The sequence below is a fragment of the Amycolatopsis sp. NPDC104819 genome (assembly GCF_055583145.1).
In genome coordinates this window covers 182,683-209,188 of sequence record NZ_JBVJON010000014.1, presented here as the reverse complement: position 1 = coordinate 209,188, position 26,506 = coordinate 182,683, and the positions used below count along the sequence as shown (strand labels likewise).

At 72.1% G+C, this 26,506-nt stretch carries 19 protein-coding genes, 1 tRNA gene and 1 pseudogene; 12 read left to right on the top strand and 9 right to left on the bottom strand.

What is annotated here, in order from left to right; genetic code table 11:
- Positions 1 to 103: 103 nt before the first annotated feature.
- Positions 104 to 179: transfer RNA gene (locus ACZ63E_RS36705), tRNA-His, on the bottom strand.
- Positions 180 to 256: 77 nt separating this feature from the next.
- A complete protein-coding gene (orn, locus tag ACZ63E_RS36700) occupies positions 257 to 865 on the bottom strand; it encodes an oligoribonuclease (RefSeq protein WP_465340862.1) in 609 nt (202 codons plus the stop codon).
- A 103-nt stretch (positions 866 to 968) separates the two neighbouring features.
- Here orn and ACZ63E_RS36695 point away from each other — a divergent pair, with 103 nt between their 5' ends.
- Together ACZ63E_RS36695 and ACZ63E_RS36690 are read left to right on the top strand one after the other, a co-directional pair.
- Entirely contained in the window at positions 969 to 2,507 is a 1,539-nt protein-coding gene (locus ACZ63E_RS36695) for a helicase HerA-like domain-containing protein (RefSeq protein ID WP_465340861.1), read from the top strand.
- Between the two features lie 67 nt (positions 2,508 to 2,574).
- Positions 2,575 to 2,952, top strand: coding sequence for a DUF3224 domain-containing protein (locus tag ACZ63E_RS36690; RefSeq protein ID WP_465303820.1), 378 nt, complete (start codon positions 2,575 to 2,577; stop codon positions 2,950 to 2,952).
- A gap of 114 nt (positions 2,953 to 3,066) precedes the next feature.
- Here the strand turns inward: ACZ63E_RS36690 and ACZ63E_RS36685 are convergent, their stop codons facing one another.
- The 3 genes from ACZ63E_RS36685 to ACZ63E_RS36675 all read right to left on the bottom strand — a co-directional run bounded on the left by ACZ63E_RS36685 (position 3,067) and on the right by ACZ63E_RS36675 (position 6,293).
- Positions 3,067 to 4,089: a S1C family serine protease gene (locus tag ACZ63E_RS36685; protein ID WP_465340860.1), complete on the bottom strand. Its 1,023-nt coding sequence runs from the start codon at positions 4,087 to 4,089 to the stop codon at positions 3,067 to 3,069.
- A gap of 98 nt (positions 4,090 to 4,187) precedes the next feature.
- Positions 4,188 to 5,510, bottom strand: coding sequence for a M20 family metallopeptidase (locus ACZ63E_RS36680; RefSeq protein ID WP_465340858.1), 1,323 nt, complete (start codon positions 5,508 to 5,510; stop codon positions 4,188 to 4,190).
- Positions 5,511 to 5,549: 39 nt separating this feature from the next.
- Positions 5,550 to 6,293: a class I SAM-dependent methyltransferase gene (locus ACZ63E_RS36675; protein WP_465340857.1), complete on the bottom strand. Its 744-nt coding sequence runs from the start codon at positions 6,291 to 6,293 to the stop codon at positions 5,550 to 5,552.
- 163 nt (positions 6,294 to 6,456) lie between these two features.
- On the opposite strand from ACZ63E_RS36675, the gene ACZ63E_RS36670 reads away from it, so the two are divergent.
- The gene (locus tag ACZ63E_RS36670; protein WP_465340856.1) at positions 6,457 to 7,359 is read left to right on the top strand and encodes a DNA-3-methyladenine glycosylase family protein; all 903 of its coding nucleotides are present in this window, start codon (positions 6,457 to 6,459) and stop codon (positions 7,357 to 7,359) included.
- Between the two features lie 141 nt (positions 7,360 to 7,500).
- Here ACZ63E_RS36670 and ACZ63E_RS36665 read toward each other — a convergent pair.
- Positions 7,501 to 7,617 (bottom strand): annotated as a pseudogene (locus tag ACZ63E_RS36665) (valine dehydrogenase); the annotation flags it as partial.
- A gap of 1,372 nt (positions 7,618 to 8,989) precedes the next feature.
- On the opposite strand from ACZ63E_RS36665, the gene ACZ63E_RS36660 reads away from it, so the two are divergent.
- From ACZ63E_RS36660 to ACZ63E_RS36625, 8 genes are all read left to right on the top strand, one after another.
- A complete protein-coding gene (locus ACZ63E_RS36660; protein ID WP_465340854.1) occupies positions 8,990 to 12,943 on the top strand; it encodes a Pls/PosA family non-ribosomal peptide synthetase in 3,954 nt (1,317 codons plus the stop codon).
- The gene (locus tag ACZ63E_RS36655; protein WP_465340853.1) at positions 12,940 to 13,743 is read left to right on the top strand and encodes a dimethylarginine dimethylaminohydrolase family protein; all 804 of its coding nucleotides are present in this window, start codon (positions 12,940 to 12,942) and stop codon (positions 13,741 to 13,743) included. Before ACZ63E_RS36660 ends, ACZ63E_RS36655 begins: the two co-directional genes overlap by 4 nt.
- A complete protein-coding gene (locus tag ACZ63E_RS36650) occupies positions 13,740 to 14,402 on the top strand; it encodes a BPL-N domain-containing protein (RefSeq protein ID WP_465340852.1) in 663 nt (220 codons plus the stop codon). Before ACZ63E_RS36655 ends, ACZ63E_RS36650 begins: the two co-directional genes overlap by 4 nt.
- Positions 14,399 to 15,610, top strand: coding sequence for a heparan-alpha-glucosaminide N-acetyltransferase domain-containing protein (locus ACZ63E_RS36645; RefSeq protein WP_465340851.1), 1,212 nt, complete (start codon positions 14,399 to 14,401; stop codon positions 15,608 to 15,610). The genes ACZ63E_RS36650 and ACZ63E_RS36645 overlap by 4 nt, the downstream gene beginning before the upstream one ends.
- Positions 15,607 to 16,338, top strand: a complete 732-nt coding sequence (locus tag ACZ63E_RS36640; RefSeq protein WP_465340850.1) for a BPL-N domain-containing protein — start codon at positions 15,607 to 15,609, stop codon at positions 16,336 to 16,338. Before ACZ63E_RS36645 ends, ACZ63E_RS36640 begins: the two co-directional genes overlap by 4 nt.
- A 157-nt stretch (positions 16,339 to 16,495) precedes the next feature.
- The gene (locus ACZ63E_RS36635; protein WP_465340849.1) at positions 16,496 to 17,278 is read left to right on the top strand and encodes a M50 family metallopeptidase; all 783 of its coding nucleotides are present in this window, start codon (positions 16,496 to 16,498) and stop codon (positions 17,276 to 17,278) included.
- A gap of 44 nt (positions 17,279 to 17,322) precedes the next feature.
- The gene (locus ACZ63E_RS36630; protein ID WP_465340848.1) at positions 17,323 to 18,273 is read left to right on the top strand and encodes an aldo/keto reductase; all 951 of its coding nucleotides are present in this window, start codon (positions 17,323 to 17,325) and stop codon (positions 18,271 to 18,273) included.
- A gap of 75 nt (positions 18,274 to 18,348) precedes the next feature.
- Positions 18,349 to 19,581, top strand: coding sequence for an aldehyde dehydrogenase family protein (locus ACZ63E_RS36625; protein WP_465303850.1), 1,233 nt, complete (start codon positions 18,349 to 18,351; stop codon positions 19,579 to 19,581).
- Positions 19,582 to 19,587: 6 nt separating this feature from the next.
- On the opposite strand, the gene ACZ63E_RS36620 is transcribed toward ACZ63E_RS36625, so the two are convergent.
- Positions 19,588 to 19,839: a hypothetical protein gene (locus ACZ63E_RS36620; protein WP_465303852.1), complete on the bottom strand. Its 252-nt coding sequence runs from the start codon at positions 19,837 to 19,839 to the stop codon at positions 19,588 to 19,590.
- A gap of 54 nt (positions 19,840 to 19,893) precedes the next feature.
- Here ACZ63E_RS36620 and ACZ63E_RS36615 point away from each other — a divergent pair, with 54 nt between their 5' ends.
- A complete protein-coding gene (locus tag ACZ63E_RS36615; RefSeq protein WP_465340847.1) occupies positions 19,894 to 20,988 on the top strand; it encodes a dihydrofolate reductase family protein in 1,095 nt (364 codons plus the stop codon).
- Positions 20,989 to 21,023: 35 nt separating this feature from the next.
- Here the strand turns inward: ACZ63E_RS36615 and ACZ63E_RS36610 are convergent, their stop codons facing one another.
- Both ACZ63E_RS36610 and cobN read right to left on the bottom strand, forming a co-directional pair.
- Positions 21,024 to 22,232: a chitinase gene (locus tag ACZ63E_RS36610; RefSeq protein WP_465340846.1), complete on the bottom strand. Its 1,209-nt coding sequence runs from the start codon at positions 22,230 to 22,232 to the stop codon at positions 21,024 to 21,026.
- Between the two features lie 680 nt (positions 22,233 to 22,912).
- On the bottom strand, positions 22,913 to 26,479 hold the full coding sequence (gene cobN, locus ACZ63E_RS36605) for a cobaltochelatase subunit CobN (protein ID WP_465340845.1): 3,567 nt from the start codon (positions 26,477 to 26,479) through the stop codon (positions 22,913 to 22,915).
- Positions 26,480 to 26,506 lie beyond the last annotated feature (27 nt).

Below are 26,506 nucleotides of genomic sequence, written 5' to 3'. Positions count from 1 at the left end.
CGGGGGTTCACCCCCGGCGGGGGTGTGGGGGTTCGACCCCCACAAAAAGGCGAAACCCCAGGCGAAGGGAAGGTTGCGAAGCAACCGACCAGCCTGGGGCAATTGGGGTGAGCGACGGGTTTCGAACCCGCGACCTCCTGGACCACAACCAGGTGCTCTACCAGCTGAGCTACGCCCACCATCGCCGAGGGGATCCGCTTGCGATCACCTCGCTGGAAGTAATCGTAGCGGGTGCCCTCCCACGGTTTTCAAGGGGCTACCCCTGGTGCTGTTCCTGCACTTCAGCGGCGACGGCCTTGGCTTCGTCACTGCTCGGCCCGGGCTGTGGGACGAACGCGACCCGCCGGTAGTAGTCCAGCTCGCCGATGGATTCCTTGATGTCCGCGAGCGCGCGGTGGGCGAGGCCCTTTTCCGGCTTGGCGTAGTAGATCCGCGGGTACCAGCGGCGCACGAGCTCCTTGACCGACGAGACGTCGACCATGCGGTAGTGCAGGTGGGCGTCGAGGGCCGGCATGTCGCGGGCGATGAAACCGCGGTCGGTGGCGATGGAGTTGCCGGCGAGCGGCGCGGTGCCGGATTCCGGGACGTGCTCGCGGATGTACTCGAGCACGCGGCGTTCGGCTTCTTCGAGGCTCACGGTGGAGCGCCGGACCTCTTCGGTGAGGCCGGAGTGGGCGTGCATCTCGCGGACGACGTCCGGCATCCCGGCGAGTTTGTCCTCGTCGGCGTGGATGACGATGTCGACTCCGTCGCCGAGCACGTTCAGCTCCGCGTCGGTGACGAGGGCGGCGATTTCGATCAACGCTTCCTTGCCGAGGTCGAGCCCCGTCATTTCGCAGTCGATCCAGACTAGGCGGTCGGTCACCTGGTGACCCTAACCCGACACGGGGACAAGAGGGGCGTTACCTGCGCGTACGGCGCGTTACGCTCGCCGCTGTGGTCCGGGACACAAGATCGGGGAGCTGAGAGTGACCGAGCAGGGGTCGCCGGCGAGCGAGATCGCCGCCGGTTATGCGAGTGAAGGTGCCGCGCTGGAGCTGGGCGCGGTGGTGATCGACGGCCAGGCCGACGCCGCCGCCGCGGTGCGGCTGCCGTTGGCGACGCTGAACCGGCACGGGCTCGTCGCGGGGGCGACCGGCACGGGCAAGACGAAGACGTTGCAGCTGGTCGCGGAGCAGCTGTCGGCCGCCGGGGTGCCGGTGGTGCTCGCGGACGTCAAGGGTGACCTGTCCGGGCTCGCGGCGGCCGGCGAGGCGAACGACAAGGTGTCGAAGCGCTCGCAGGAGCTGGGTGACGACTGGGCGGGCACGGCGTTCCCGGTGCAGTTCCTGTCACTGGGGACCGGCGGGAAGGGCTCGCCGATCCGCGCGACGATCACGAGCTTCGGGCCGGTGCTGCTGTCGAAGGTGCTGGGCCTGAACGAGACGCAGGAGTCGACGCTCGGGCTGATCTTCCACTGGGCCGACCAGCGTGGCCTGGCGCTGCTGGACACGAAGGACCTCCGGTCGGTCATCACGCACCTGACCAGCGACGAGGGCAAAGCGGACCTCAAGGGCATCGGCGGGGTGTCGGCGGCGACGGCCGGGGTGATCCTGCGCGCGCTGTCCAACCTTGAGGCCCAGGGCGGCGAAGACTTCTTCGGCGAGCCGGAGCTGGACGTCCACGACCTGATGCGGCAGGCCGACGGCAAGGGCGTCGTCACGCTGCTCGAGCTGGACAACCTCCAGTCGAAGCCGGCGCTGTTCTCGACGTTCCTGATGTGGCTGCTGGCCGAGCTGTTCGAGGAGCTGCCCGAGGAGGGCGACCTCGACCAGCCGAAGCTCGTCTTCTTCTTCGACGAGGCGCACCTGCTCTTCAACGACGCGTCGAAGGCGTTCCTGGAGCGCATCGAGCAGACCGTGAAGCTGATCCGGTCGAAGGGCGTCGGCGTGTTCTTCTGCACGCAGCTGCCCACGGACATCCCGAACAACGTGCTTTCGCAGCTCGGCGCGCGGATCCAGCACGCGCTGCGGGCGTTCACGCCGGACGACCAGGCGGCGCTGGCCAAGACGGTGAAGGTCTACCCGAAGACGAAGTTCTACGAGCTCGACACGGCGTTGACGTCGCTGGGCATCGGCGAGGCGATCGTCACGGTGCTGTCGGAACGCGGTGCGCCGACGCCGGTCGCGTGGACGCGGCTGCGGGCGCCGCGGTCGAAGATGGGCTCGATCGGCGCGGAGGCTGTCGCCGCTTCGGTTGCTTCGTCGGACCTGCACGCGAAGTACGCCGAGACGATCGACCGGGAGTCGGCTTACGAGAAGCTCGCCGCGAAGGTGGCCCCCGCTCCCGAAGCGGCTCCCGAGGCGCCGCCCGCTGAGGCTCCTGCGCCGGCTCCGGCTCAGAAGGACGACCCGGGGTTCATCGAGTCGGCGATGAAGAACCCCGCCGTGAAGTCGTTCATGCGGTCCGCGGCGAGCGCGCTGGGCCGGGAGATCACGCGCGGGCTCTTCGGCAACCGGAAGCGCTGAGGAAACCTGACGCATCCTGTCAGGTATCGCTGCGAAGCTGGTGTCCACAGCGAAGAGAGGGACCGCCATGACCAGCACCGCGACCGCGTCGTTCGTCCTCGACCAGTGGGAGCCGCAGGCGACCGACGAGGCCGCCGGCACCGAGTTCGCCCGGGTGTCCATCGCCAAGACGTTCACCGGGGCGGTCGAGGGGACCAGCACCGTCGAGATGCTGACGGCGTCCAACGCGACTTCGCGCGCGTACGTCGGCTTCGAGCGTCTCGCCGTCTCGGTCGACGGCCGCAAGGGCGCGTTCGTTCTGCACCACTCGGCCGACGACACCGGGCTGACGCTGAAGATCCTCACCGGCTCGGGCTCGGGTGAGCTGACCGGGATCTCCGGCTCCGCGAGCATCGAGATGGACGCGGAGCAGAACCACACCTTCACGCTCACCTACGAGCTGTAGACGGCGCGAAGGCCGTTTCGAGAGCCCCCGATTGACTCTCGAAACGGCCTTCGCCGGTTCCCCGCTCCCCGAAGCGGGTGGGACGGGCCGCCCCGACCACGACCCGTCCGCGTCCTAGTTGTTCACGATCTGGTCGACGATCTTCTTGGCGTCGTTGATCGGGATGGCGAAGCCGATCCCGACGCTGCCCGCCGAGCCGTTGGCCGAGGCCGTCGGGCTGTAGAGCGCCGAGTTGATGCCGATCACGTTGCCGTTCGCGTCGACCAGCGCGCCGCCGGAGTTGCCCTGGTTGATCGAGGCGTCCGTCTGGATCGCGGTGTAGCTGGGCGAGTCCGCGGTCTGGTTCGACGTCCGGTTGAACGGCGACTGCTGCTGCTCCTGGCCCTGCCCGATGTCCGACAGGTTGCGGTTCAGCGCGCTGACGATGCCGGTGGTGACGGTGTTCTGCAGCCCGCCCGGCGAGCCGATCGCGACCACTTCCTGGCCGACGGCGAGCTTGCTCGAGTCGCCGAGGGAGGCGGCGGTCAAGCCGCTGGCGCCCTGGGCCTGGACCACCGCGATGTCCGCCTTCGTGTCCGCGCCGACCACACTGGCCTGGTACTTCTTGCCGTCCGACGTCGTGATGACGACGTTCTGGGCGCCGTCCACGACGTGCGCGTTGGTCAGGATCCGGCCGTCCGAGGTGAGGATGACCCCGGAGCCGATGGCCTCGCCCTGGTCGGTCGTCACGTTGATCTGGACGACGCTCGGCGTCACCTTCGCCGCGACGGCGCTGACATCGCCGGACGTGGAGTTCGAGACCGTCTGGCCGTTGGCCGCCGGCGTGCTCACCGACGTCGTCGTGCCGTCCGCCGAGGACGTCGTGAGCCCGACGATCGCGGCGCCGCCGACCCCGCCGACCAGCGCGGCGCCGAGCGCGGTCGCGCTGACGATCAGCGCGACGCGACTTCCCTTGCGCGGCTTGGTCTTCAGCGCGGCCGGGGCCTGCGGCGGCTGCGGCGTGAAGAGCGGATTCGGCGCGGCCTGCTGCTGCGGGTAGCCGTACTGCTGAGCGTACGGCCCGTACTGCGGAGTGCTCTGGTGCGGCTGGTGCCCACCGGGTGAGGCGGGGCCGGGCCGACTCTCGTTCTCGGTCATGTCACCAGGTTCGCGCCCGCGCTTGTGAGCAACCTGTGGAAACACCTCAGGCTTTGCTGAGAAGAATCAGCTGAGAAAACTCAGCCGGTTCTCAGGCGTCAGGCGAAGAACGACGGGACGTCCAGCGCACCTCCCGCCGCCTCGAACTCGTCGTGCACCGCCTTCCGCAGCTCGGCGTCGCCGAGGTAGTCCGCGGCGGTCAGGGCCAGGCCCAGCGCGCCGTCGTGGACCGCCGCGTCCCCGGTGGGCGAGCCGGCCGCGGCCGCGAACTCCTTGGTGTGCAACGCGACCGTCGGACCCGAGACGGCCAGCATCGGGTGCAGCGCGGGCATCCGGTAGGAGAGGTTGCCGAGGTCGGTCGACCCGGTCAGGGACTCCGGCACGATGCCCGGCGGCAGCGGTTTGCGGCCGGTGCCCGCCTCGTTGACCGACCAGCGCCCGGCGAGCGCGGTGTTGAACCGGATCGGCAGGTAGGCGGCTTGGGCGTCCCAGATCAGCTCGACCCCGCAGCCGGTCATCGCCGCCGCGCCCTCCGCGATCGACGTCATGCGCGCGGCGAGGTCGCGCAGGGTGTCCGGGGTCTGGGAGCGGAGGTAGAACAGCAGCGCGGCCCGGGCCGGGACGACGTTCGGCCGGGCGCCGCCGTCGGTGAAGATCCCGTGGACGCGGTCGCTCTGCGGGAGCTGCTGGCGCAGCGCCGAGACGCCCTGGTACGCGGCGACGGCGGCGTCGAGCGCGTTGCGGCCCATGAACGGCTGCGCGCTCGCGTGCGCGCCGACGCCGTGGAAGACCATCTCCAGCTGACGGCGGCCGAGGAACGGGTGCAGCGCGATGTCGTGGCTGAACGGGTGCAGCATGATCACGGCGTCGACGTCGTCGAACACTCCGGCGCGGGCCAGGATCTCCTTGCCGCCACCGCCTTCTTCGGCCGGCGTGCCGATCAGGCTCACACGGCCGCCGAGCCGCTCGGCGACGGTGGCGGCGCCGAGGAAGCCGCCCGCGGCGGTGGTGCAGATGATGTTGTGGCCGCACGCGTGGCCGAGGCCGGGCAGCGCGTCGTACTCGGCGAGGACGGCGATGTGCGGGCCGTCTCGCTCGGGCGTGCCGACCCGCAGGGCGGTGTCCAGGCCGCCGACGCCGACGGTGGCTTCGTGGCCGTGGCGCTTCAGGAGGTCGGCAAGCGCTTGCACCGAGCGGTGCTCGGCGAACCCTTCCTCCGGATTGGCGTGCAGATCTTGGCTCAACGCCACCAGATCGGGTGAACTCCGCTCGACCGCGGCGGTCACCTCGGCCCGCGTCGCCTCGTCCGCGCCGGGGTAGGGCGAGGACAGCGGTTCGGCGGCCGCGACGGCGTCGGCGGTGGCCTCGACCAGGGAACGCAGGTAGCTGTCGTCGGGCGGGACGGGCTCGTGGTGGGTCATGGGGCGATGCTAACCGGCGGGCCCGACAATCCGCGGCGCTCAGGTCAGCCGGCCCGCCACGATCTGCGTGACACCCGCGTACCGCTCGGTGATGTCGGTGAACCCGCGGGCGCGCAGGCTCGCCGCCACTTCGCCGCGGTCGAACATCCGCTGCCCGCTCAGGATCCCGCCGACGGACTCCGCGACTCGCGCGGGTTGCCAGCCTCGACGGGCGCTCGTGAGCAACACGACCCGCCCGCCCGGCTTGAGCACACGCGCGAAGGAGTCCAACGCGGTTTCCGGCTCGGCGAACATGTGGAGCGCGGCGAAGCAGCAGACGCCGTCCACAGTGGACTCCCGCAGCGGGAGGCGCACGGCGTCCGCGCGCAGATAGGCGACGTCGGCGCTGCTCTCGGCGACGGCTTTGGTGAGCATCGTGCGCGCGCCGTCGAGGCCGATCGCGAGCCCGTCCGGGCCCACGGCCGCGCCGAACGCGCGGGTGAACCGGCCGGTGCCGCACGCGACGTCGAGCACGGTCCGGCCGGGTTCGAGGCGGAGGAGCTCGGTGGCGAGCCGGACCTCGCCCGCCATGCTCGGGCCGAGCGGCCCCTTGAGCGCGCGGCCGAGGGCGGGGCGCCAGTACCGCTCGTAGACCTGGGGGAGCAGCGTCGTGCGCATCAGGCGTTGCGTGAGCCCGGTCGGCGGACCGGCCTGGTTCGCGGCGCCGAGCAGGTCGAGGAAGCCTTCGCCGCGCTCGGCTGGTTCTTCCAGCAGCTTCTCGAGGCGTTCGAGTGCGGTGGTCACAGGCCCTCCCGGAGTTCGGATACCGGCAGTATGCCAAACCGGTGCGGGGTGCGCGCCGTTCGCTCGATCGAGTGAAGAAAGCCGGGCTCAGACGTTCGAGGCCGGAAATTGTCGGTGCCGGTTCCTAACGTCGTCGGCGAGGTTCCCGATCCGAGGAGGAGAGATGACGGTTCCCATGGTGGACAACACAATCGCGGTGCGCGGTGAGTTCGACCTGGCCGCGGCGGCCCGGTTCCTGACCGGGTTCGCCCCGGCCGGCCAGCCGGAAGCCCAGCCGGGCGCCCTCCGGGTGGCCTTCCCACTCGACGGCGAGTGGACACCGGTCGGAGCGGTGCTGCGGCAGAGATCGCCCGGCGAGGTGACGGTGGAGGTCCATGCGCCGCCCTCGCAGACCGACGCCGTGGTGGCGCAGGTGAAGAGGATCTGCTCTCTGGACGTCGACGGCACGGCGTTCCCGGAGGTCGGCCACCGCGACCCGGTGGTGTCCTTGCTGCGGGATCTGCAGCCGGGGCTGCGTCCGGTCCTGTTCGCGTCCGCGTACGAGGCGGCGTGCTGGGCCGTGCTGAGCCACCGGGTCTGGATGACCCAGGCGGTCCGGCTGCGCCGCCGCTTGACGGAACGCCACGGCACGGAAGTCGACGTCGGCGGAGTGCCCCTGACGTCGTTCCCGGCACCGGCGGTGTTGGCGGAGCTGGAGTATCTGCCGGGCCTGTCCGGCCGGAAGGTCCAACGCCTGCGCGGAATCGCTTCGGCGGCCGTCGCGGGTGCGCTCGACGCATCCGCGTTGCGGGCGATGCCGCCCGAGGAGGCGCTGAAGGAGCTGCAGCTGCTCCCGGGGATCGGCCGTTTCAGCGCGGAGCTGATCCTGATCCGCGGAGCGGGCCACCCGGACGTCTTTCCGCGCGGGGAGAGCCGTCTGCACGAGATCATGCGGGAGGCGTACCACCTGCCGGAGGCGGAGGTCGCAGAGCTGACGGAGATCGCGGAGGCCTGGGCGCCATTCCGAAGCTGGGTGTCGTTCTTGTTCCGCGTCGAGGGCGAAGCGCGGATGAGGGAGTCGCGATGACCTGACGTGGAGGCGGCATGTCGGGGTTTGCGCGAGCTTGATCACCTCGCGACGCCACGCCCGCGGCGGCCGTGTGGACTCTCGCCTGACAAGGGTGCGGTTGCACCCCGCCTGGCCATGCTGGACCGCAGCCGCCCGACCTCCGACCTCCGACCTCCGGCGCTCGGCGAGCCGGTCGGCCGCCGTCGCCGGGGGCACGCCGTCGGCGACGGCCAGCTCGAACACGGCCTTCGTCGTGTCGAAGATGGCCGTGGTCTGCACACGGCGAGCTGCAACCGACCGGCCGCCGGCGGCAGTCCGCGCTCGGCGACCAGCCGCACTGCCTGGGTGATCTCGCGTCCGTCCACGAAGTCGCATCGCCGCCGAGCCTGCAACGGCCGCGCCGGCGTCCGCGGCCGAGCGGGCGGAGCCAATGCGGGTTGGCGTCGGGCTTCGCATACGAACTCCGGGTCACGCCATCGGGGAGTTCCGGCCCACCCAGTCTCGGCTTCCGCGGCGGTTGCACACCTCGCCTGTCGAGACCGCTGGCAGGACGGTGACCCTGGGCACCGGTTTCAGCCGCCAGCAGCCGCGTGAGCTCGGCTTCGAGCTGGGCGCGACCGGGTAGCCCGGTCACCTGGTCGAGGGAGGCGGAGCTTTCGGGTACCCGCGAGCCACCTCCTCGTTCTCCTATCCCGCTCCCGTCGGAGTCTGCACACCGGCCCGTCGCAATCGACGGGCTCGGTTGGAGCGCCTGCCGCTCGTCGCTCGGCGGGGAACCGGAACGGGGCGAGGCCACTGTGTCCGGCGTGCCCGCCCCGGCGGGCACGCCGGCGGAAAGCGTGGTGCAGCAGGATGCTGGCACATACCGGCAGGGAGTTCCGCCGGCTCCGCGAGGAGCGCGGCCTGACGCGCCGCGACCTCAACCACCGGCTGCACGGCGACCTCTCGCTGCACCCCTCGCCACCTGCGAGCTCGGCACTCGGCGGTGCTAGGTCGCCCGCCTGGTCGAGCTGTACCTGGAACTGGAAGTGGCCCCGAAACGCTGCCCGCCCACGTCGGGCAGCGCTGCTCCGGCACCTTCGAAGCCGCGGAGTCCAACGGGTCCGGGTCGGCCTCCGCCGCGTCCGCGCGCGGGACCGGCCCCGTTCCGCCGCTGAGCCGAGGGCAAGCTCGCCGAGCGCGGCACCGACGACGCCCGCAGGAGGCGCGCCTGGACCCCGGCTGCCCTGGAGTGGCTCGCCGAACTCCGCGGGACCAGGACCACCACCCTGTTCGCCCGCATCCGGCCGCCGCCCGACCACATGGGCCGACCGCTCGGGGCGAACTCCGGACCGCGAGGCGCCTTTCCTCGACACCTTTCCGCCGGTCGCAAGTGAACGTAAGACTTCCGCAATCTTTCCGGTGGCCCCGAGCGTCGGATTCACATGAATTTCACCCGCGCTTCCCCTGATTCCGCGCTTGTCGGCATTTTTCCGGACACCGGAATGCTCATTCACGAATGACTTGATCACCCGCGTGGGGAAGATCACCGTTTGTTACTTGCCAACTACGACCAACTCTGTCGAGGATGGAGATACATACCAACGGGTGAACCGGGCTACACCGTATGGAGTCCTGAAGGCAGCCGTTCGAGTGGAAAGGGAGCTGCGTGGGGTTCACGGACTTTTCGTCCGATTCCGTCGTCGCCACGGCGGCCCGGCCGTCGGACGCCGAGCCGGTCCGGCGGTTGCACCACGTCTTCGAACGAACCGCCGACCGTGTTCCGGACGCCGTCGCGCTCGAGGTCGGCGGCGATTCCTTCAGCTACGAAGAATTGGACCGGCGGGCCAACCGGCTCGCCCACCGGTTGCGCGCCGCCGGGGTGCGGCGCGGGGCCCGGGTCGCGATTCTCGTCGAACGCAGCCTGCACACCTACACCTGCCTGCTCGCCGTCGGGAAGGCAGGCGGGGTGTTCGTGCCGATCGACCCCGCGTCCCCCGCCGACCGGGTCGCCTACATCACCGAAGACGCGGGCGTCGACCTGCTGCTGACGACGCCGGACCGCGTCGCCGCCGCCCCCTGCCCCACGCTCGACCCCGGTGACCTCGCCGGCCGCGACGACCGGCCGGACCTCACCGAGGACGACCTGCTCGACGCCGGCCCGAGCGCGTACGTCATCTACACCTCCGGGTCCAGCGGCCGCCCCAAAGGCGTCGAGGTCGCGCACCACAGCATCCGCAACTTCCTCGACGTCGTCCCCGAGCTGTACGACGTGCGTCCGGACGATCGCGTCTACCAAGGGATGACGATCTCCTTCGACTTCTCGATCGAGGAGATCTGGCCGACGTGGGCGGTCGGCGCGACGCTCGTCGCGGGCCCGACCGACTCCCGCCGGCTGGGCGCCGAGCTGGCCGAGTTCCTCGAGGAAGCGCGGATCAGTGTCCTCTACTGCGTCCCGACGCTGCTGGCGACGATCCCGCACGACCTCCCCCTGCTGCGCAACCTCCTCGTCGGCGGTGAAGCGTGCCCGCGCCAGCTGGTCGACCGCTGGGCGCGCCCCGGCCGCCGGATCCTCAACACCTACGGCCCGACCGAGGCCACCGTCACCGCGACCTGGTGCGAACTACTCCCGGGCCGGCCGGTCACGATCGGCGTGCCCGTGCCGACGTATTCGGTGGTGCTGCTCGACGACGACCGCGTGCCGGTGCCCGCCGGCGAGGTCGGCGAGATCTGCATCGGCGGCCCGGGCGTCGCCAAGGGCTACGTCGGGCGGCCGGAGCTGACCGCGGACAAGTTCGTCAGCCACGACGGCGAGCGGGTGTACCGCACCGGCGACCTCGGCCGGCTCGTCGACGGCGGGGAAATCGAGTACCTGGGCCGCGCCGACGCCGAGGTGAAGATCCGCGGGCACCGCGTCGACCTCGGCGAGATCGAGAGCGTCCTGCTCGCCGACGCGGACGTCTCGGCGGCCGCCGCGGCGATGGTCGAGGTGACCCCGGGCAGCCCCGAGCTCGTCGGCTACGTGGTGTCCACAGCGGACGAGACCGCGCTTTTCCCGCGCCTGCGGGAAAAGCTGCGTGACCAGGTGCCCGCGTACATGGTGCCGGGGTTCTTCGTCACGCTCCCGGTGCTGCCGATGATGCCCAGCGGCAAGGTGGACCGCCGGGAGCTGCCGGTGCCCGAAGGCCGGAAAAGAACCCTGGATGGCCCGCTCGTCGCCCCGGCCACCGAAACCGAAGAGACCGTCGCGCGAGTGTGGGCGGAAGCGTTCGGCATGGCGCCCGAGGACTTCTCGGTGACCGCGGACTTCTTCGCCGACCTGGGCGGCCATTCGCTGCTGGCCGCGACCGTCGTGTCCCGGCTGCGCGAGCACGACCTCGCCGCCGGGATCGCCGTGCGTGACCTCTACGCCCACCCCGACGTCCGTTCCCTGGCCGCGCACCTGGACGCGCACGAGCCCGCGGCGGCCACCGAAGCCGAGCCGCGTCACGCGCCGATCCGCCATCGGACGCGCCGGATCGCGGTCGCCGGCGGCGCGCAGGCCGTGGTCGTCTACCTGCTGCTGCTGGTGATCACGCTGCCGGTCGCCTACGTCTACACGTGGAACGATGGTGACGTCTCGGTTTCCGTCCTCGCGCAGCTGCTGGTCGCGATCCTGGTCAGCTACCTCGGCGTCCGCTGGCTGGTGCCGCTGCTGCTGGTGTGGCCGCTTTCGGCGGGCATCCGGCCGGGCCGCTACCGCCTGTGGGGCCCGACCTACCTGCGGCTCTGGACGCTCGACCTGCTGCTGAGCGTCGGCCCGCTGCCGGTGGTCAGCGGGTCCGGGCTGATGCCGCTGTACCTGCGCCTGCTCGGCGCGCGGGTCGGCAAACGCGCGGTGATCGCCACCAGCTCGATCTCCCTGCCCGCGCTGGTGCGCGTCGAGGACGACGCCGCGATCGGCTACGGCGCGGTGCTGCGGCCGTGGCGGGTCGAGGACGGCTGGGTGACCGTCGGGGAGATCACCGTCGGCGAGGGGGCGTTCGTCGGCGCGAACTCCGTGCTGGAGCCGGGCACCTCGGTCGGGCCGGGCGCCGCGCTCGCCGAGCAGTCGCTGCTCGGGCGCGGGGAGTCCGTGCCCGCGGGCGAGCGGCGGGCCGGGTCGCCGTCGGCCCGGGTGGACGCGCTGTCCCCGGTCGTCGAAGACCTGCTGGCGCCGGCCGGACCCGGCCGCGGGTGGCGGTTGCACCACGTGCTGCTGACCCTGCTGGGCCTCGGCGCCCTGGAGGTCGGCGCGATCTGCCTGATCCTGCCCAGCGTCGCGTTCGTGTGGTGGGCACTGCTGGGCTGGGGCGTGCTGGCCGGCGTGGTCGCGACCGTGCTCGCCGGGCCGATCTTCGTGGTCACCGTCTGCCTGGTCGTCGCGCTCGGCCGGAAGCTCGTCCTGCCGGACACGCCGGTCGGGATCCACCCGGTGCGCTCCGGGCTCGGCGTCCGCAAGTGGGTCGCCGACAAGCTCCTCGAGTTCAGCCTGACCTTCACGAACTCGCTCTACGCGACGCTGTACACGGTCCCGTGGCTGCGGCTGCTCGGCGCCCGCGTCGGGCGCGGCGCCGAGGTGTCCACGGCCGGGCACCTCGACCCGGACCTGCTCACCCTCGGCCCGGAAAGCTTCGTCGCCGACATGGCCACGGTCGGCGCGGCGACGTTCGCCCGCGGCCGGGTCGCCTTCCTCACCACCGACGTCGGGCGGCGCGCGTTCGTCGGCAACGCCTCGGTCGTGCCGGCCGGGACGGCGCTGGGCGAAGGGTCCCTGGTCGGCGTCGGCACGGTCCCGCCCGGGACGCGGGTGCCCGGGGACTCCTCGTGGCTCGGCTCGCCCGCGATGCACCTGCCGCGGCGCCAGGACAGCGGCGACTTCCCCGAGGAGCAGACGTTCCGTCCGCCACGGCGGCTGGTCCGCCAGCGCTTGGCCGTCGAGTTCGCCCGCGCGACGCTCCCGGCGTCCCTGCTGGGCCTGAGCTTCTACCTCTTCCTGCTGGCGCTGTCCGGGCTCGCGGCCGGCCGCGACCTGCCGGTGCCGGCGCTGGTCTCGCCGCTGGTCGCGATCGCGTCCGGGCTCGGGGTGATCGGGTTCTGCGCGGCGACCAAGCGCAACGTCGTCGGCGAGTACACCCCGCGTGTCGAGCCGCTGTGGAGCCCGTTCGTGCGCCGCAGCGAGTTCGTCACCGGGCTCTACGAGTCGGCGGCGGTCCCGGCCGGGCTCGGCATGCTCGTGGGGACACCGTTGCTGCCGCCGCTGCTGCGCTGGTTCGGCGCCCGGATCGGGCGGCGCACGTGGATCGGCACGACGTACCTGACCGAGTTCGATCTGGTGCACGTCGGCGACGACGCCACGGTCGGCACCGAGGTCTCGCTGCAGACTCACCTGTTCGAGGACCGCGTCATGAAGATGTCGGTGGTCACGGTCGGGGCCGGCGCGACCGTCGGCACCCGCGCGATCGTGCTCTACGACGCCGTGGTCGGCGACGGCGTCTCCCTCGGCTCGCTGTCGCTGCTGATGAAGGGCGAACACCTCGCCTCGCACACCTCCTGGCGCGGCATCCCCGCGCAAACCCTGCTCGTGAAAGGACTTCCGGCGTGAACACCGCCCTGCTGACGTCCGGCGCCCACCACTTCCGGGTCGACTACGAGATCAACCCGTACATGGACACCGCGGTGCAGCCGGACCCGGCGGCCGCTATCGCCGAGCACGACGCGCTCGTGGCCGCGCACCTCGCGGCGGGGCGCAAGGTCGAGTTCCTCGCCCCGGCGCCGGAGTGCCCGGACATGGTCTACACGGCCAACGCGGCCGTGGTGCGCGCCGGCCGGGCCGTGCTCGCGAACCTGCCGCCCGAGCGGCGCGCCGAGACGCCGTACCACCGGGACTGGTTCACCGCCAACGGGTTCGAGGTCACCGAGTCGCCGTACGCGTTCAGCGGCCAGGGCGACGCGCTCGCCCACGGCGACCTCCTCCTGGCCGGGTACGGGCAGCGGACCGACCGGCGCGCCCACGACGTCGTCGCCGAGGTGCTCGGGTACGAGATCGTGCCGCTGCGGACGACCGGGCCGCGCTGGTACGACCTGGACCTCGCGGTCGCCGTGGTGGCGTCCGATGTCCTCGCGTACTGCCCGGCCGCGCTCGACGAATCCAGCCGCGGCCGGCTGCGCGACCTCGGCGGCACGCTGATCGAAGTTTCCGAAGCCGAAGCCGAGGCGTTCGCGCTCAACCTGGTGAGCGACGGCGCCACCGTGACGATGACCGCGGGCGTCCCGGTGCTGGCGGCGGAGCTGCGGGAGCTCGGCCTGGACGTCGTCGAACTCGAAACGACGCAGCTGCGCAAGGGCGGCGGCGGGGTTCGCTGCACCGCGCTGACCCTCGACAACCCCGGGCGGGCCGCGTGAAGCTCGCGCTCGTCTACCGCGGTCCGGCGACCACCCCCGGCTGCCCCGAGGCCGTCGCCGGGCTGCTGCAGTCGACCCGGCACGGTTTCGACGTCCGGTTCACCGGTCCGCGCGAAGAGATCCCGCTCGGCTCGGCGGCGCTGTCGGAGGCGGCGCTGTACGCGCAGCCGGGCGGCGGGACGCTCGGACGCGCGTACCGGAAGCTGCGCGGCCACCGTGACGACATCCGCGGCTTCGTCGACGGCGGCGGCCGCTACCTCGGTTTCTGCCTCGGCGGTTACCTGGCCGGCGCGACGCCGGGGTTCGGGTTGCTGCCCGGCGACACCGACCGCTACATCGACACCGGCAACGCGACCATCGACCACGACGAGGACGCCATCGTCAAGGTCCGCTGGCGCGGCCGCCGCCGCAAGCTGTACTTCCAGGACGGCCCGGTGTTCGTGCTCGACGACCCGGCGGCCGCGGACGTGCTCGCCACCTACCCGAACGGGACGGCCGCCGCGTTGGTCGCCCCCTTCGGCGCGGGCCGGGTGGGCGTCGTCGGCCCGCACCCGGAAGCCACCCGCGACTGGTACACCGACGGCGGCCTGCGCGCGCCGTGGCTCCGCTTCGGGCACGACCTCGGCCGCGACCTCGTGAACACGGTGATGGCCGCATGACGGACACCGCGCGCGAAACACGCCCGGGCACGACCGAAACCCCGCGCGACCGCGAGCCCCGGGTCCGCCTGACCGCCGTCGACGCCACGCGGGGGATCGCGCTGCTCGGCATGATGGCCGTGCACTCGCTGCCGGAGGAGAGCACGCCGGGCCACCCGTCCCTGTCGTTCGCGATCTTCGGCGGCCGCGCGGCGGCGACGTTCGCCGTCCTGGCCGGGGTCGGGGTCGCCTTCATGACCGGACGGCGCCGGGTGCGCGGCGCCGGTTTCCGCGCCACCGCCGCGATGCTGGCCGTCCGCGCGCTCGCCATCGGCCTGATCGGGCTGGCGCTGGGCTACACCGACGCCGAACTGGCCGTCGTGATCCTGCCGTACTACGCGATCCTGTTCCTGTTCGCGATCCCGCTGGTCCTGCTGCCGACGTGGGCGGTCGCGGCCGTGGGCGTCGCGGTCGCGGCCGGCGTCCCGCCGCTGACGCACCTGCTGCAGCCGCACCTGCCCGAACCGACGTTGCTGAACAACGGGTTCGCCTACGCCGTGACGCATCCCGTGCGGCTGCTGACCGAGCTGACGCTGACCGGCGAGTACCCGGCTTTGTCGTGGACGGTGTACCTCTGCGCCGGCATCGTCGTCGGCCGGCTTTCGTTGCGCCGCCTGAAGACCGCGGTCGCGCTGCTGGGCACCGGGGTGGCGCTGGCCGTCGGCGCGGTGGCGGCGTCGTGGGTGCTGCTGCACCGCTTCGGCGGCCTGACCGAGATCTGGTCCGCGCAGCCGTTCAGCGTGCTGACCGTGCCGGAGACGACGGAGCTGCTCAACCTCGGCGGCGACGGCACAACGCCGACGTCGACGCCGTGGTGGCTGGCCATCGCGGCCCCGCACACCGGGACCGCGCCGGACCTGGTCGGCACGACCGGCTCCGCGATCGCCCTGCTGGGGCTGATGCTCCTGCTCGGCCGGGTCGTGCGTCCCGCCGTGCTCGCTCCCCTGGCCGCGGCGGGCAGCATGACGTTGACCTTCTACACCGCGCACATCATGTTCCTGAACTCCGATTACGACGTGTACGGCCCCGGCGTCGGTTACGCGCTTCAAGTTGCCGCGGTGCTGGTCGTCGGCCTGGCCTGGCGGGCGACAGCCGGGAAGGGACCGCTGGAGTCGCTCGTCACGGCGCTGGCGAAACGGGCGCGAGAACCGTTCCTGGAGCGGGCGTGACCGGGTTGTCCCGCCGGGGTCTCCTGGCGGGCGTCGCGGCGGTGGGCCTGCTCGCCGCGTGCGGTGGGCCCGAACCGGGCCCGCTCGCCCTCGTCTACCGCGGCGACGGCGCGACCGGCCCGTGTTCGGACGCGGTGGCTGCCCTGCTTCGCGCGCACCCGCGTGGTTTCCGGGTCGAGTACTGCGGCCCCGGCGAAAAGGTTCCCTTGACGACCGAGGCATTGTCCGCCGCGGTGCTGTACGCGCAGCCGGGCGGCGGAGGCCTGTCGGACGCGTGGCGGGTGATGCGCCGCCACCGCGACGTCATCACGGCGTACGTCCGCGGCGGCGGCCGCTATCTGGGCTTCTGCCTGGGCGGCTACCTGGCGGGCGCGACCCCGGGCTTCGGCCTGCTCCCCGGCGACACGCAGCAGTACACCACGTCGCGCGGGGCGGAGGTCCGGTCCGCGAAGGACACGATCGTCGAGGTGGACTGGGAAGGCAGCCGCCACGGGATGTACTTCCAGGACGGCCCGCAGTTCGTCCTGAACGCACCGGCAACGGTGCTGGCGCGCTACACGAACGGAACGATCGCGGCGGCGGTCGCGGGGTACGGCCGCGGCCGGGTCGCGGTGGTCGGCCCGCACCCCGAGGCCCCGGCGTCGTGGTACCGCGACGCCGGCGTGGCGGACCCCGGCGACGGACGGCTCGACCTGGGCTTCGCCTTCGTCGACCGCGCCCTGGCTTGACTCCGGCCGGAGATTCCTGGCCCGACCTGGTCCGGCATCACTCGACACCATCCGACAGCCTTGATCCAGGCGGCGGGTCGTCCGATACCGGAAGCCGCAAAGCGATCAGCAGCGGGGACTCACCGTAGCCAGATATCGCCTGTGGTGAGGTGTTCGGGTGAGCTCGCCCGTTCAACTCGCGCTCGGTGGCCCGGCCGGTCACGCCCTGTCAGCTTTTCGCGCGGTCGCCGCCGCCCCTTCGTCGGCCGGTGACCTGCTCGAGCAGGCCCGGACTCCCGCCGTGATCACCCTGGTCGCCGGTGGGGTGGCGTTGCTGGTCGTGCTGGCCGGTGGGTCGCCCTGGCGGCTGGTGCGCAACGTCGTCACCATCGTGCACGAGGCCGGGCACGCCCTCGCCGCGGTGGTCGTCGGGCGGCGGCTGCAGGGCATCAAGCTGCACTCGGACACCTCGGGCGTCACCGTGTCGCGCGGGAAGCCCGAAGGGCCGGGCATGGCGTTCACCGCGATGGCCGGGTACCTCGCGCCGTCGGTGCTGGGGCTGCTGTTCGCCAGCCTGCTGGGGAACGACCTGGTCGGGACCGTCCTCGTCCTGATCGCGCTGCTGCTGCTCGGCGTGCTGGTGATGGTGCGCAACGCCTACGGGGTGTTCACCGTCGTCGCCAGTGCCCTGGTGCTCGCGCTGGTCGCGTTTGTCGCGCCGGTCGAGGTGCAGGCTCCGTTCAGCTACCTCGTGACGTGGTTCCTGCTGTTCGGCGGGGTGCGGCCGGTGGCCGAGCTGCAGGTCAAGCGGCGGCGCGGGCAGGCCCGCGACTCCGACGCCGACCAGCTGGGCCGGCTGACCGCGGTGCCGCCGGTGCTGTGGGTTCTGGTGTTCGCCGTGGCGACCGTCAGCTGCCTGATCGCGGGCGGGCTGTGGCTGCTGGAGCCCGCCGCCGCCTGAGCGCTGGTGGCGGGAATTCACCGACCGCGGGTTGAATGGGTGCCATGAATGATCTCCGCACCCTGGGCCGGACCGAACTCGCCGTTTCGCCGTTGTGCCTGGGCGGGAACGTCTTCGGCTGGACGGCTGACGAAGCACAGTCGTTCGCCGTGCTCGACGCCTACCGGGCGGCCGGTGGCAACTTCGTCGACACCGCGGACTCGTACATGTACCACTTTCCCGGCAACGAGCCCGGGCAGTCCGAGGTCATCATCGGCCGGTGGCTCGCCGCGCGCGGGAACCGGGACGACGTCGTCGTCGCGACGAAGGTCGGTGACCACCCGCAGTACAAGGGCCTGGCGCCGGCCACCGTCAAGGCTGCCGCCGAGGAGTCCCTGCGACGGCTGGGGATCAACCACATCGACCTGTACTACGCGCACTTCGACGACGAGTCCGTCCCGGTGGAGGACGTCGTGACCGCGCTCGACGAGCTGGTGCGGGCGGGCAAGGTGCGGGCGCTCGGCGCGTCGAACGTCAGCCCAGAGCGGCTCTCCGCCTCGCTGGAGTTCGCCGCCCGGGAAGGGCTGACCGGCTACAGCGTGCTCCAGCCGCAGTACAACCTCGTCTCGCGGGACACCTACGAGGGCGCGCGCCGGGACGTCGTCCAGCGGGCGGGGCTGGCGTGTGTTCCCTACTTCGCGCTCGCGTCGGGATTCCTGACCGGGAAGTACCGTCCGGGGCAGGCCGTCGACAGCGTGCGGGACCTGCCCGGCTTGGCCGGGGGCTACGCGGACAGCGAGCGCGGGGTCAAGGTGCTCGCCGCGCTGGAGGCGGTTGCCGCGGCGCGGGGTGCGCAGCCGGCGACGGTCGCGCTGGCCTGGCTCGCGCAGCAGCCGACCGTGGTCGCGCCGATCGCCTCCGCGCGCTCGGTCGAGCAGGTGCCGGCGCTGGTCGCGATGGCGGACCTGCGCCTGTCGGACGGCGAACTGACCGCGCTCGGCGACGCGTCCGCCTGAGGGGGCGGCGGAGCCCCTGGTCACGCCCATGCGGCAAACTGGTCTCTCGCTGGTCCGCGCGGAGGGAGACGAACGATGGACGAGGTCGCCAAGGCCGTCGAGGAGTGCGCACGGGCGGCGAAGCTGGCCGCGCCGTCGCTCGCCGCCGCGAGCGCCGAGACCATCGACGCCGCGCTGAGCGGGATGGCCGAGCGGCTGGTCACGCACCGGGAAGAGATCCTGGAGGCGAACCAGGCCGACGTCGAGCGGGCGAAGGCCGAGGGCATGAGCGCCGGTCTGCTCGACCGGCTCACCATCACCCCGGAGCGGCTCACCGGCATGGCCGAGCAGCTGCGCCTGCTCGCCGGCGCCCCGCACCAGGAGCGGTCGGTCGAGGTGTCCACGCTGGACGGCGGCCTGAAGCTGGTCGAGCGACGACGGCCGGTCGGCGTGATCGGCGCGAACTACGAGGCGCGGCCGAACGTGACCGTCGACGTGGCGTCGCAGCTGGTCAAGTCGCGCAACGGCGGGGTGCTGCGCACCGGCTCGGCCGCGCTCGGCTCGGCCCAGCGGCTGCGGGAGGTCGTCATCGCGCCGGCGCTGACTGAGGCCGGCATCAACGCCGACTGCGTCCAGCTGGTGCCGCGCGTCGAGCGCGAGGCCGCGTCCGCGCTGGTGCGGCTGCCGGACCTGGTGCCGCTGGTGATCCTGCGCGGCAGCGGGGACAGCACGCGGGCTCTCGCGACCGAGGCGGCCGTCCACGGCGTGCGCACGCTCGCCCACGCCGACGGCGGCGGCGTGCTGTACGTCGACCGCGGGGCGGACGTCACCAAGGCGCGTGACCTGGTCTACGCCAGCCTCGACCGGCTGGGCGTCTGCAACCGGCTGAACCTGCTGCTCATCCACGAGGGCATCCACGACGAGGTCTGGCCCGGGATCGCCGAAGCGCTGGCCGAGCGGGGTGTGACGCCTTCGCTGGCGCCGCACGAGCACGCCATCGGCTACGAGTGGGCGCTGGACTCGGACCGGGAGGCGACCGTCACCGTCGCGAAGGTCGGGGCGCTGGCCGACGCCGTCGAGATCGCCAACGAGCGGACGTCGGGCCTGGCCGCGGGCATCTCCACCGAGGACGAGTCGGCCGCCGACGCCTTCTTCGACGGCTACACCGGCACCGGCGTCTTCTGGAACGCGCCGACCCGGCTCCTCGACGGCTTCAAGCTGCTCGCCGTGCCGGAAACCGGCATCAACCTGGACAAGGTCCCCGGTCCGCGCGGGCCGGTGACCTACACGGACCTCTACGTCCGCCAGTACGCCGTCCTGCCGGCCTGAGCCCGGTCAGATCCGCGGCGGCACGCTCGCGAGCCGCCGCAGGTCCCGCACCGTCTGCTCGGTGTTGTCCAGCAGTTCGGTCCGGTCGAGGGTGTCGGCGGCGTGGCGGAAGATCGCGGTCGGGCCGTCGCCGATCGCGATCGCCGCGACCAGGCGGCCTTCCGGGTCGCGGGTGAGCCCGGTCGACACCCGTACCTCACGGCCGACGGTGTCGACCGTGGTGAGGGTCCGTTCGTGGTACCAGCCGCGCGTGCCCATGCCGGATAGACGCCGCGATCGCCGGGCGCGTTACGGAACGGCATACTGGGCCGGGTGATCACCCGGCCGCACGTCCTGCTGTCCGCCGCGCAGTCGCTCGACGGCTTCCTCGACGACACCTCACCCGAGCGGCTCGTACTGTCCACAAAGGACGACTTCGCCGTCGTGGACCGGTTGCGGGCCGAGGCCGACGCCATCTTCGTCGGCGCCGGGACTGTGCGCGCCGACAACCCGCGGCTGCTCGTCCGGTCGCCGGAGCTGCGGCAGCAGCGGCTGGCGCAGGGGAAGCCGGAACAGCCCGTCAAGGTCACCGTGACCACCCGCGGCCTCGACCCGGACGCGCAGTTCTTCACCGTCGGGGACACCGAGAAGATCGTCTACGTGCCGCCCGGGGCGGCCGACTCGCTGAAGAGCGTCGCCACCGTCGTCGACGCCGGGAACCCGCCGGACTTCGGGCGCGTCCTCGACGACCTCGGCGCGCGCGGCATCAAGAACCTGCTGGTCGAGGGCGGCGGCGGGATCCACACGCGGTTCCTCGCCGAAGGCCTCGCCGACGAGCTGCGGCTCGCGATCGCGCCGTTCTTCGTCGGGCAGCCGGACGCGCCGCGGTTCGTCGGGCCCGGGCTCTACCCGCGGCCGCTGGTGCTCAGCAGTGCGCGGGAGCTCACCGGAATGGCGATCCTCGAGTACCGCGCGGCCGCCGAACCGACCGGCCGGGACATCGGCCGGCTGAAGGAAGCGATCGCGCTGGCCGCCGAATGCCCGCCGAGCCACACCTTCCGGGTCGGGGCCGTGATCACCGACGCCGACGGCGAGGTCGTCGCGACCGGGCATTCCGGCGAAGGTGATCCGGCCAACCACGCCGAGGAAGCCGCGCTGGCCAAGTGCGAAGGCGATCCGCGGCTGGCCGGGGCGACCATGTACAGCTCGCTGGAGCCGTGCAGCCATCGGAGCTCTCACCCGCGCAGCTGCACGCAGCTGATCCTCGACGCCGGGATCCCGCGGGTCGTGTTCGCCTGGCGCGAGCCGCCCGTGTTCGTCGACGCCCAGGGCACCGAGCTGCTGCGGCAGGCGGGGCGCCACGTCGTCGAGGTGCCCGCGCTGACGCGAGAGGTCCAGCGCGAGAACACCCACCTCGACTGGAAGTAGCCCGTGCGGGCGCGAACCCGCACGGGCCGGACGGCTCAGCAGGCGCCGTTGTCGGTCCAGACACCCCATTCGCCGGTGGTGCCGGGCTCTTCGCCCTGCGTCCACCACTTCGCGGTGAACTTGTGGCTGTTGTGCTTGACCACGTCGTCCTTCACGTAGACCTTGGTGCGATCCCACTCCGCCGCGGTGCAGGAGCCGCCGCCCGGGGTGGTCGGCGTCGTGGTCGGGTTGGTCGGCGTCGTCTGCGGCGGGGTCGCGCCGGCGAAGCGGACGCTGAACTTCGTGAAGTCCCAGTCGTTCTGCGGGACGTTGCTGCAGACGCCGTTGTCGGTCGTGCCGACGCAGGCGCGGTCGCGGTTGACCGACCAGAACGTGAAGCGGCCGAGGCCGTGGCTGGTCGCGTAGTCGTACACCGTCTGGAAGTCCGCGGTGTAGAACATCTCCGAAGCGTCCGACTTGCCGTTCATGCCGGAGAAGCCTTCGTGCGAGTACGCCGTCGTGCTGTCCCAGCCCAGGTGCGACATCAGCAGGCCGTGCAGGGCCTCGAGCGCGGACACCTGCGACGAACCGCCGTTGAAGCCGCCGTCGAAGGGCATGATCGAGAAGTTGTTGGGGGAGAAGCCGATCGACTTCGCCTGGTCGAGCAGCTGCGTGCCGAACCAGCCGGTGCCGGCCGCGGTGCCCGGCATGGTCACCGACACGAAGAGGCCGGGGTTGTTGGCCTGCAACGTCTTCGCCGCGCCGAGCTCGTTGGCGATGGCCGCGGTGTTTTCGTACTCGGGCTCTTCGAGGTCGAAGTCGATCGCCTTGAGCGAGTACTTCGAGATGACCTGCTGGTACGCGGCGGCGGTGGCGGCCACGTTTCCGCAGGTCTGGCCGAGCTTCGTGCCGCCGTACCCGCCGACGGACACCGAGACGTCGCCGCCGTTGGCGCGGATCCGCGAGATCACGTTCGCGACGGTGGTGTCGGACGAGACCGCGTTGGTGCCGTCCCAGGTGGGGCTGCAGCCGCCGCCGTTGGGCGCGAGGATGAAGGCCAGCTGGAAGGCTTTGAGCCCGGTCGCGTTCATCACCGTGATGGGATCGGGCGGGTTGTTGCTCACGGGCATCAGGTACGGGGCCGCGGCGTACCAGTTGTTGCTCAACGCGGCCGTCGCCGACGGCGCGCCGAGCACGAGGCTCACGGCGGTGCCGGCGAAAGTGGCGGCGGCGAGCCCGACGGCGGCCAGTCTGCTCCTGCGCATGACTTGTCCTCCCGGTGGGGATCGAGGGTGGACAAACTATTGGACTAGACCATTGACGAAGTCAAGACTCGAAGGTCGGGCGGCGTGGAGCGGCGGGCGAAAAGCGCCGTAATATCCGATATTTGTCCGGACAACACGAACGCGCGGGTGAGCTGACGACGGTCGTGTGCGCCGAGGGGCGCGGCAGAATAAGGGAAGTGCCGGACTCGCGCGCGCTCAACCCGGCGGCAGGGTCACCGCCCGATCCGGCCCGATGGCATGGCGGGAGGCGGCGGCCGCGCGCCCAACGGGGTCGAGGGGCATCGCCCGACCGGCCCGATGGCGCGGTGGGACGCAGCGGCCGCGCTCGAGCCGCCCTCCAGCGCAGCCTCACCCAGCCCGGAGGCAGGGCACCGTGACGACCAGCCCACCCTCCGGCAAGGCCGTGGCCGTCACCTCGCCGCCGTGGGCGTGCGCCACCGAGCGGATGATCGACAAACCCCGCCCCGCGCTCTCCGTGGCCTGGCCCGCCGGCCGAACGAGCCGAACGCCGCCGGGCCACTGTCGGTTACCGTCAGCTCGACCCCGGCTCGAGCGCGTCCGCGTGGCCACCCCGGACCCAGCCGTCTCCGACGTGGTGGCGGAGGCCGTGCGGAGATGGCGGCCACAGCCTCGTGGCGGCGGGCGACCGCCCAACTGCGTCACTCCGCCTCGAGGTCGCCCTCCAGCGACAGGTACACCTCACGCATGCGAGCCAGCAGCTCCGGATCAGGCTCTTCCCACAGCCCGCGATCCGCCGCCTCGTTCAGGCGTTCCACGATGCCCCGCAGCGCCCACGGGTTGGCCTGGCGCAGGAACTCCTGGTTCACCTCGTCCAGCACGTACGACTCGGTCAGCTTCTCGTACATCCAGTCGCCGACCACGCCGGCCGTGGCGTCGAAGCCGAACAAGTAGTCCACCGTCGCCGCCAGCTCGAACGCGCCCTTGTAGCCGTGGCGTCGCATTGCCGCCAGCCAACGGGGGTTCACCACCCGCGCGCGGAACACCCGCGCCGTCTCCTCGCCCAGCGTCCGGGTGCGCACCGCGTCCGGCGAAGTGCTGTCGCCCACATAGGACGCCGGGGCCACGCCCGTCAGCGCGCGGACCGTCGCGATCATGCCGCCGTGGTACTGGAAGTAGTCGTCCGAGTCGGCGATGTCGTGTTCGCGCGTGTCGGTGTTCTTCGCCGCCACCACGATCCGCTTGTACGAGCTCTCCATGTCCTCGCGCGCCGGGCGGCCGTCCAGGTCGCGGCCGTACGCGAAGCCGCCCCAGACCGCGTACACCTCGGCGAGGTCCTTGTCGTCGCGCCAGTTTCCGCTGTCCATCAACGGCAGGAGGCCCGCGCCGTACGCGCCCGGCTTCGAGCCGAAGATCCGCGTCGTCGCGCGGCGCGCGTCCCCGTGCGAAGCCAGGTCGGCGGAAACGTGTGCCCGGACGAAGTTCTCCGACGACGATTCGTCCAACGAAGCCACCAGGCGCACCGCGTCGTCGAGCATCGTGATCACGTGCGGGAACGCGTCGCGGAAGAACCCGCTGATCCGGATCGTGACGTCGATCCGCGGGCGGCCGAGCTCGGCCGGCGGGATCGCTTCGATGCCCGTGACGCGCCGGGACGCCTCGTCCCACACCGGCTGGACCCCCAGCAGCGCCAGGACCTCCGCCGCGTCGTCGCCGGACGTCCGCATCGCCGACGTCCCCCAGACCGACAGCCCCACCGAGCGCGGCCAGTCGCCGGTGTCCTCGCGGTACCGCTTCACCAGCGAGTCCGCCAGCGCCTGTCCGGTTTCCCAGGCCAGCCGGCTGGGGATCGCCTTCGGGTCGACCGTGTAGAAGTTCCGTCCGGTCGGCAGCACGTTGATCAGCCCGCGCAACGGCGACCCGCTCGGTCCCGCCGGGATGTACCCGCCGTCCAGCGCGTGCAGCACCGCGTCCAGCTCGCCGGACGTCCCGGCCAGCCGCGGCACGATTTCGGTGGCCGCGAACGAAAGGACCTGCGCGACGGCGTCGTCCGGCGCCACCGAAGCGACCGCCGTGGCGTCCCAGCCGCGCATCTCCATCGTCTGGACGAGCTCTCGCGCCGTCTTCTCGACCGCGTCCACTTCGGACATCGGCGCGTCTTCCTTGAGCCCCAGCGCGGACCGCAGGCCCGGCACCGCGCCCTGCTTGCCGCCCCACATCTGCGACGCGCGCAGCATCGCCAGCACCAGGTTGACCCGCGCCTCGCCGGTCGGCGCCTCGCCGAGGATGTGGAGGCCGTCGCGGATCTGCGCGTCCTTGACCTCGCACAGCCAGCCGTCGATGTGCAGCAGGAAGTCGTCGAACTCCGCGTCGTGCGGGCGTTCCTCCACGCCGAGGTCGTGGTCCAGCTTCGCGGCCTGGATCAGCGTCCAGATCTGCGCGCGGATCGCGGGCAGCTTCGCTGGGTCCATCGCCGCGATGTTCGCGTGCTCGTCCAGCAGCTGCTCGAGCCGCGCCATGTCGCCGTACGACTCCGCGCGCGCCATCGGCGGGATCAGGTGGTCGACGATCGTCGCGTGCGCCCGCCGCTTCGCCTGCGCGCCCTCGCCCGGGTCGTTGATGAGGAACGGGTACACCAGCGGCAGGTTCCCGAGCACGGCGTCGGGCGCGCACGACGCCGAGAGCCCGGCCGTCTTGCCGGGCAGCCACTCCAGCGACCCGTGCTTGCCCAGGTGGACCACGGCGTGCGCGCCGTACTCCTCCTCCAGCCACCGGTACGCGGCCAGGTAGTGGTGGCTCGGCGGGAGGTCCGGGTTGTGGTAGATCGCGACGGGGTTCTCGCCGAACCCGCGCGGCGGCTGGATCATGATGATCACGTTGCCGCTCTGCAGCGACGCCAGCACGATGTCGCCGTTGTCGACGTACAGCTCGCCGGGCGCCGGGCCCCAGTGCTCCTCGACGCCTTCGCGCAGCTCCGCGGGCAGCGCGTCGAACCATTCCTGGTAGCGCGCAGCGGGCACGCGGATCGGGTTCCCGGCCAGCTGCTCCTCGGTCAGCCACTCGGGGTCCTGCCCGCCCGCCGCGATCAGCGCGTGGATGAGCGCGTCGCCGTCGGGCTGGTCGGTGCCGGTCGGGTCGACGCCCGGGAACGCGTCCGCGCCCAGGTCGTAGCCCTGTGCGCGCATCCGCCGCAGCAGCTCGATCGCCGACGCGGGCGTGTCCAGCCCGACCGCGTTGCCCACACGAGAGTGCTTCGTCGGGTACGCGGACAGCATCAGCGCGATGCGCCGCTGCGACGGCGGCGTGTGCCGCAGCCGCGCGTGCGCCAGCGCGATCTTCGCGACGCGGCTTGCGCGCTCGGGGTCCGGGACGTACCGGGGGAGACCGTCTTCGTCCAGCTCCTTGAACGAGAACGGCACCGTGATCAGCCGGCCGTCGAACTCCGGGACGGCCATCTGGTTCCCGGCGTCCAGCGGCGACAGGCCGTCGTCGCTGGCCGACCACGTCTCGCGGTCGCTGGTCAGGCACAGCGCCTGCAGGATCGGGACGTCGAGGGCGGCCATCTCGGCGACGTCCCAGGCCTCGTCGTCCCCGCCGGCGCCCACCTCGGACGGCCGGGTGCCGCCGGCCGCCAGCACCGTGACCAGCAGCGCGTCGACCCGGCCCAGCGCGGCCATCATCTCCGGCTCGCGGGTCCGCAGCGACGCCGTGTAGATCGGCAACGCGCGGCCACCCGCGGCTTCGATCCGGGCGGCGAGCGTGTGCACGAAGTTCGTGTTCCCGGACAGGTGGTGGGCGCGGTAGTAGAGGATCCCGACCAGCGGGCCGTCGTGCTCCGCGGCGGGCCGCTCCAGGACACCCCACGTGGGCTGCTCCGCGGGCGGCTCGAAGCCGTCGCCGGTGAGCAGGAGCGTGTCGGAGAGGAACCGGTGCAGCTGGGTGAGGTTCGCCGGGCCGCCCTGCGCGAGGTAGGCGTGGGCCTCGGCGGCGATGCCCGCGGGCACGGTCGAGAGCTTCATCAGCTCGGCGTCCGGCGTCTGCTCCCCGCCCAGGACGACGACGTGCGCGCCCGACGCCAGCAGCGTGTCCAGGCCTTCCTGCCAGGTCCGCGGGGTGCCGAGGATGCGGACGACCACGATCCGGACGCCGTCGAGCAGGGCCGGCAGCTCCGCGGCGCCGAGCCGCGCGGGGTTGCCGAGGCGGTACTCGCCTTCGGCGGAGCGCGCGCTGAGCAGGTCTGTGTCCGAAGTGGACAGAAGCAGGATCACGAGGTTCCTCCTCGGGGTCCGCGCCCC

What these genes read in the sequence shown, in the direction of transcription:
- ACZ63E_RS36690 (WP_465303820.1), top strand. Translation starts at nt 2,575, where the DNA reads ATGACCAGCACCGCGACCGCGTCGTTCGTCCTCGACCAGTGGGAGCCG.
- ACZ63E_RS36620 (WP_465303852.1), bottom strand. Translation starts at nt 19,839, where the DNA reads ATGGGCACGCGCGGCTGGTACCACGAACGGACCCTCACCACGGTCGAC.
- ACZ63E_RS36680 (WP_465340858.1), bottom strand. Translation starts at nt 5,510, where the DNA reads ATGACCCACCACGAGCCCGTCCCGCCCGACGACAGCTACCTGCGTTCC.
- ACZ63E_RS36645 (WP_465340851.1), top strand. Translation starts at nt 14,399, where the DNA reads ATGACGGACACCGCGCGCGAAACACGCCCGGGCACGACCGAAACCCCG.
- ACZ63E_RS36625 (WP_465303850.1), top strand. Translation starts at nt 18,349, where the DNA reads ATGGACGAGGTCGCCAAGGCCGTCGAGGAGTGCGCACGGGCGGCGAAG.
- ACZ63E_RS36670 (WP_465340856.1), top strand. Translation starts at nt 6,457, where the DNA reads ATGACGGTTCCCATGGTGGACAACACAATCGCGGTGCGCGGTGAGTTC.
- ACZ63E_RS36685 (WP_465340860.1), bottom strand. Translation starts at nt 4,089, where the DNA reads ATGACCGAGAACGAGAGTCGGCCCGGCCCCGCCTCACCCGGTGGGCAC.
- ACZ63E_RS36630 (WP_465340848.1), top strand. Translation starts at nt 17,323, where the DNA reads ATGAATGATCTCCGCACCCTGGGCCGGACCGAACTCGCCGTTTCGCCG.
- ACZ63E_RS36610 (WP_465340846.1), bottom strand. Translation starts at nt 22,232, where the DNA reads ATGCGCAGGAGCAGACTGGCCGCCGTCGGGCTCGCCGCCGCCACTTTC.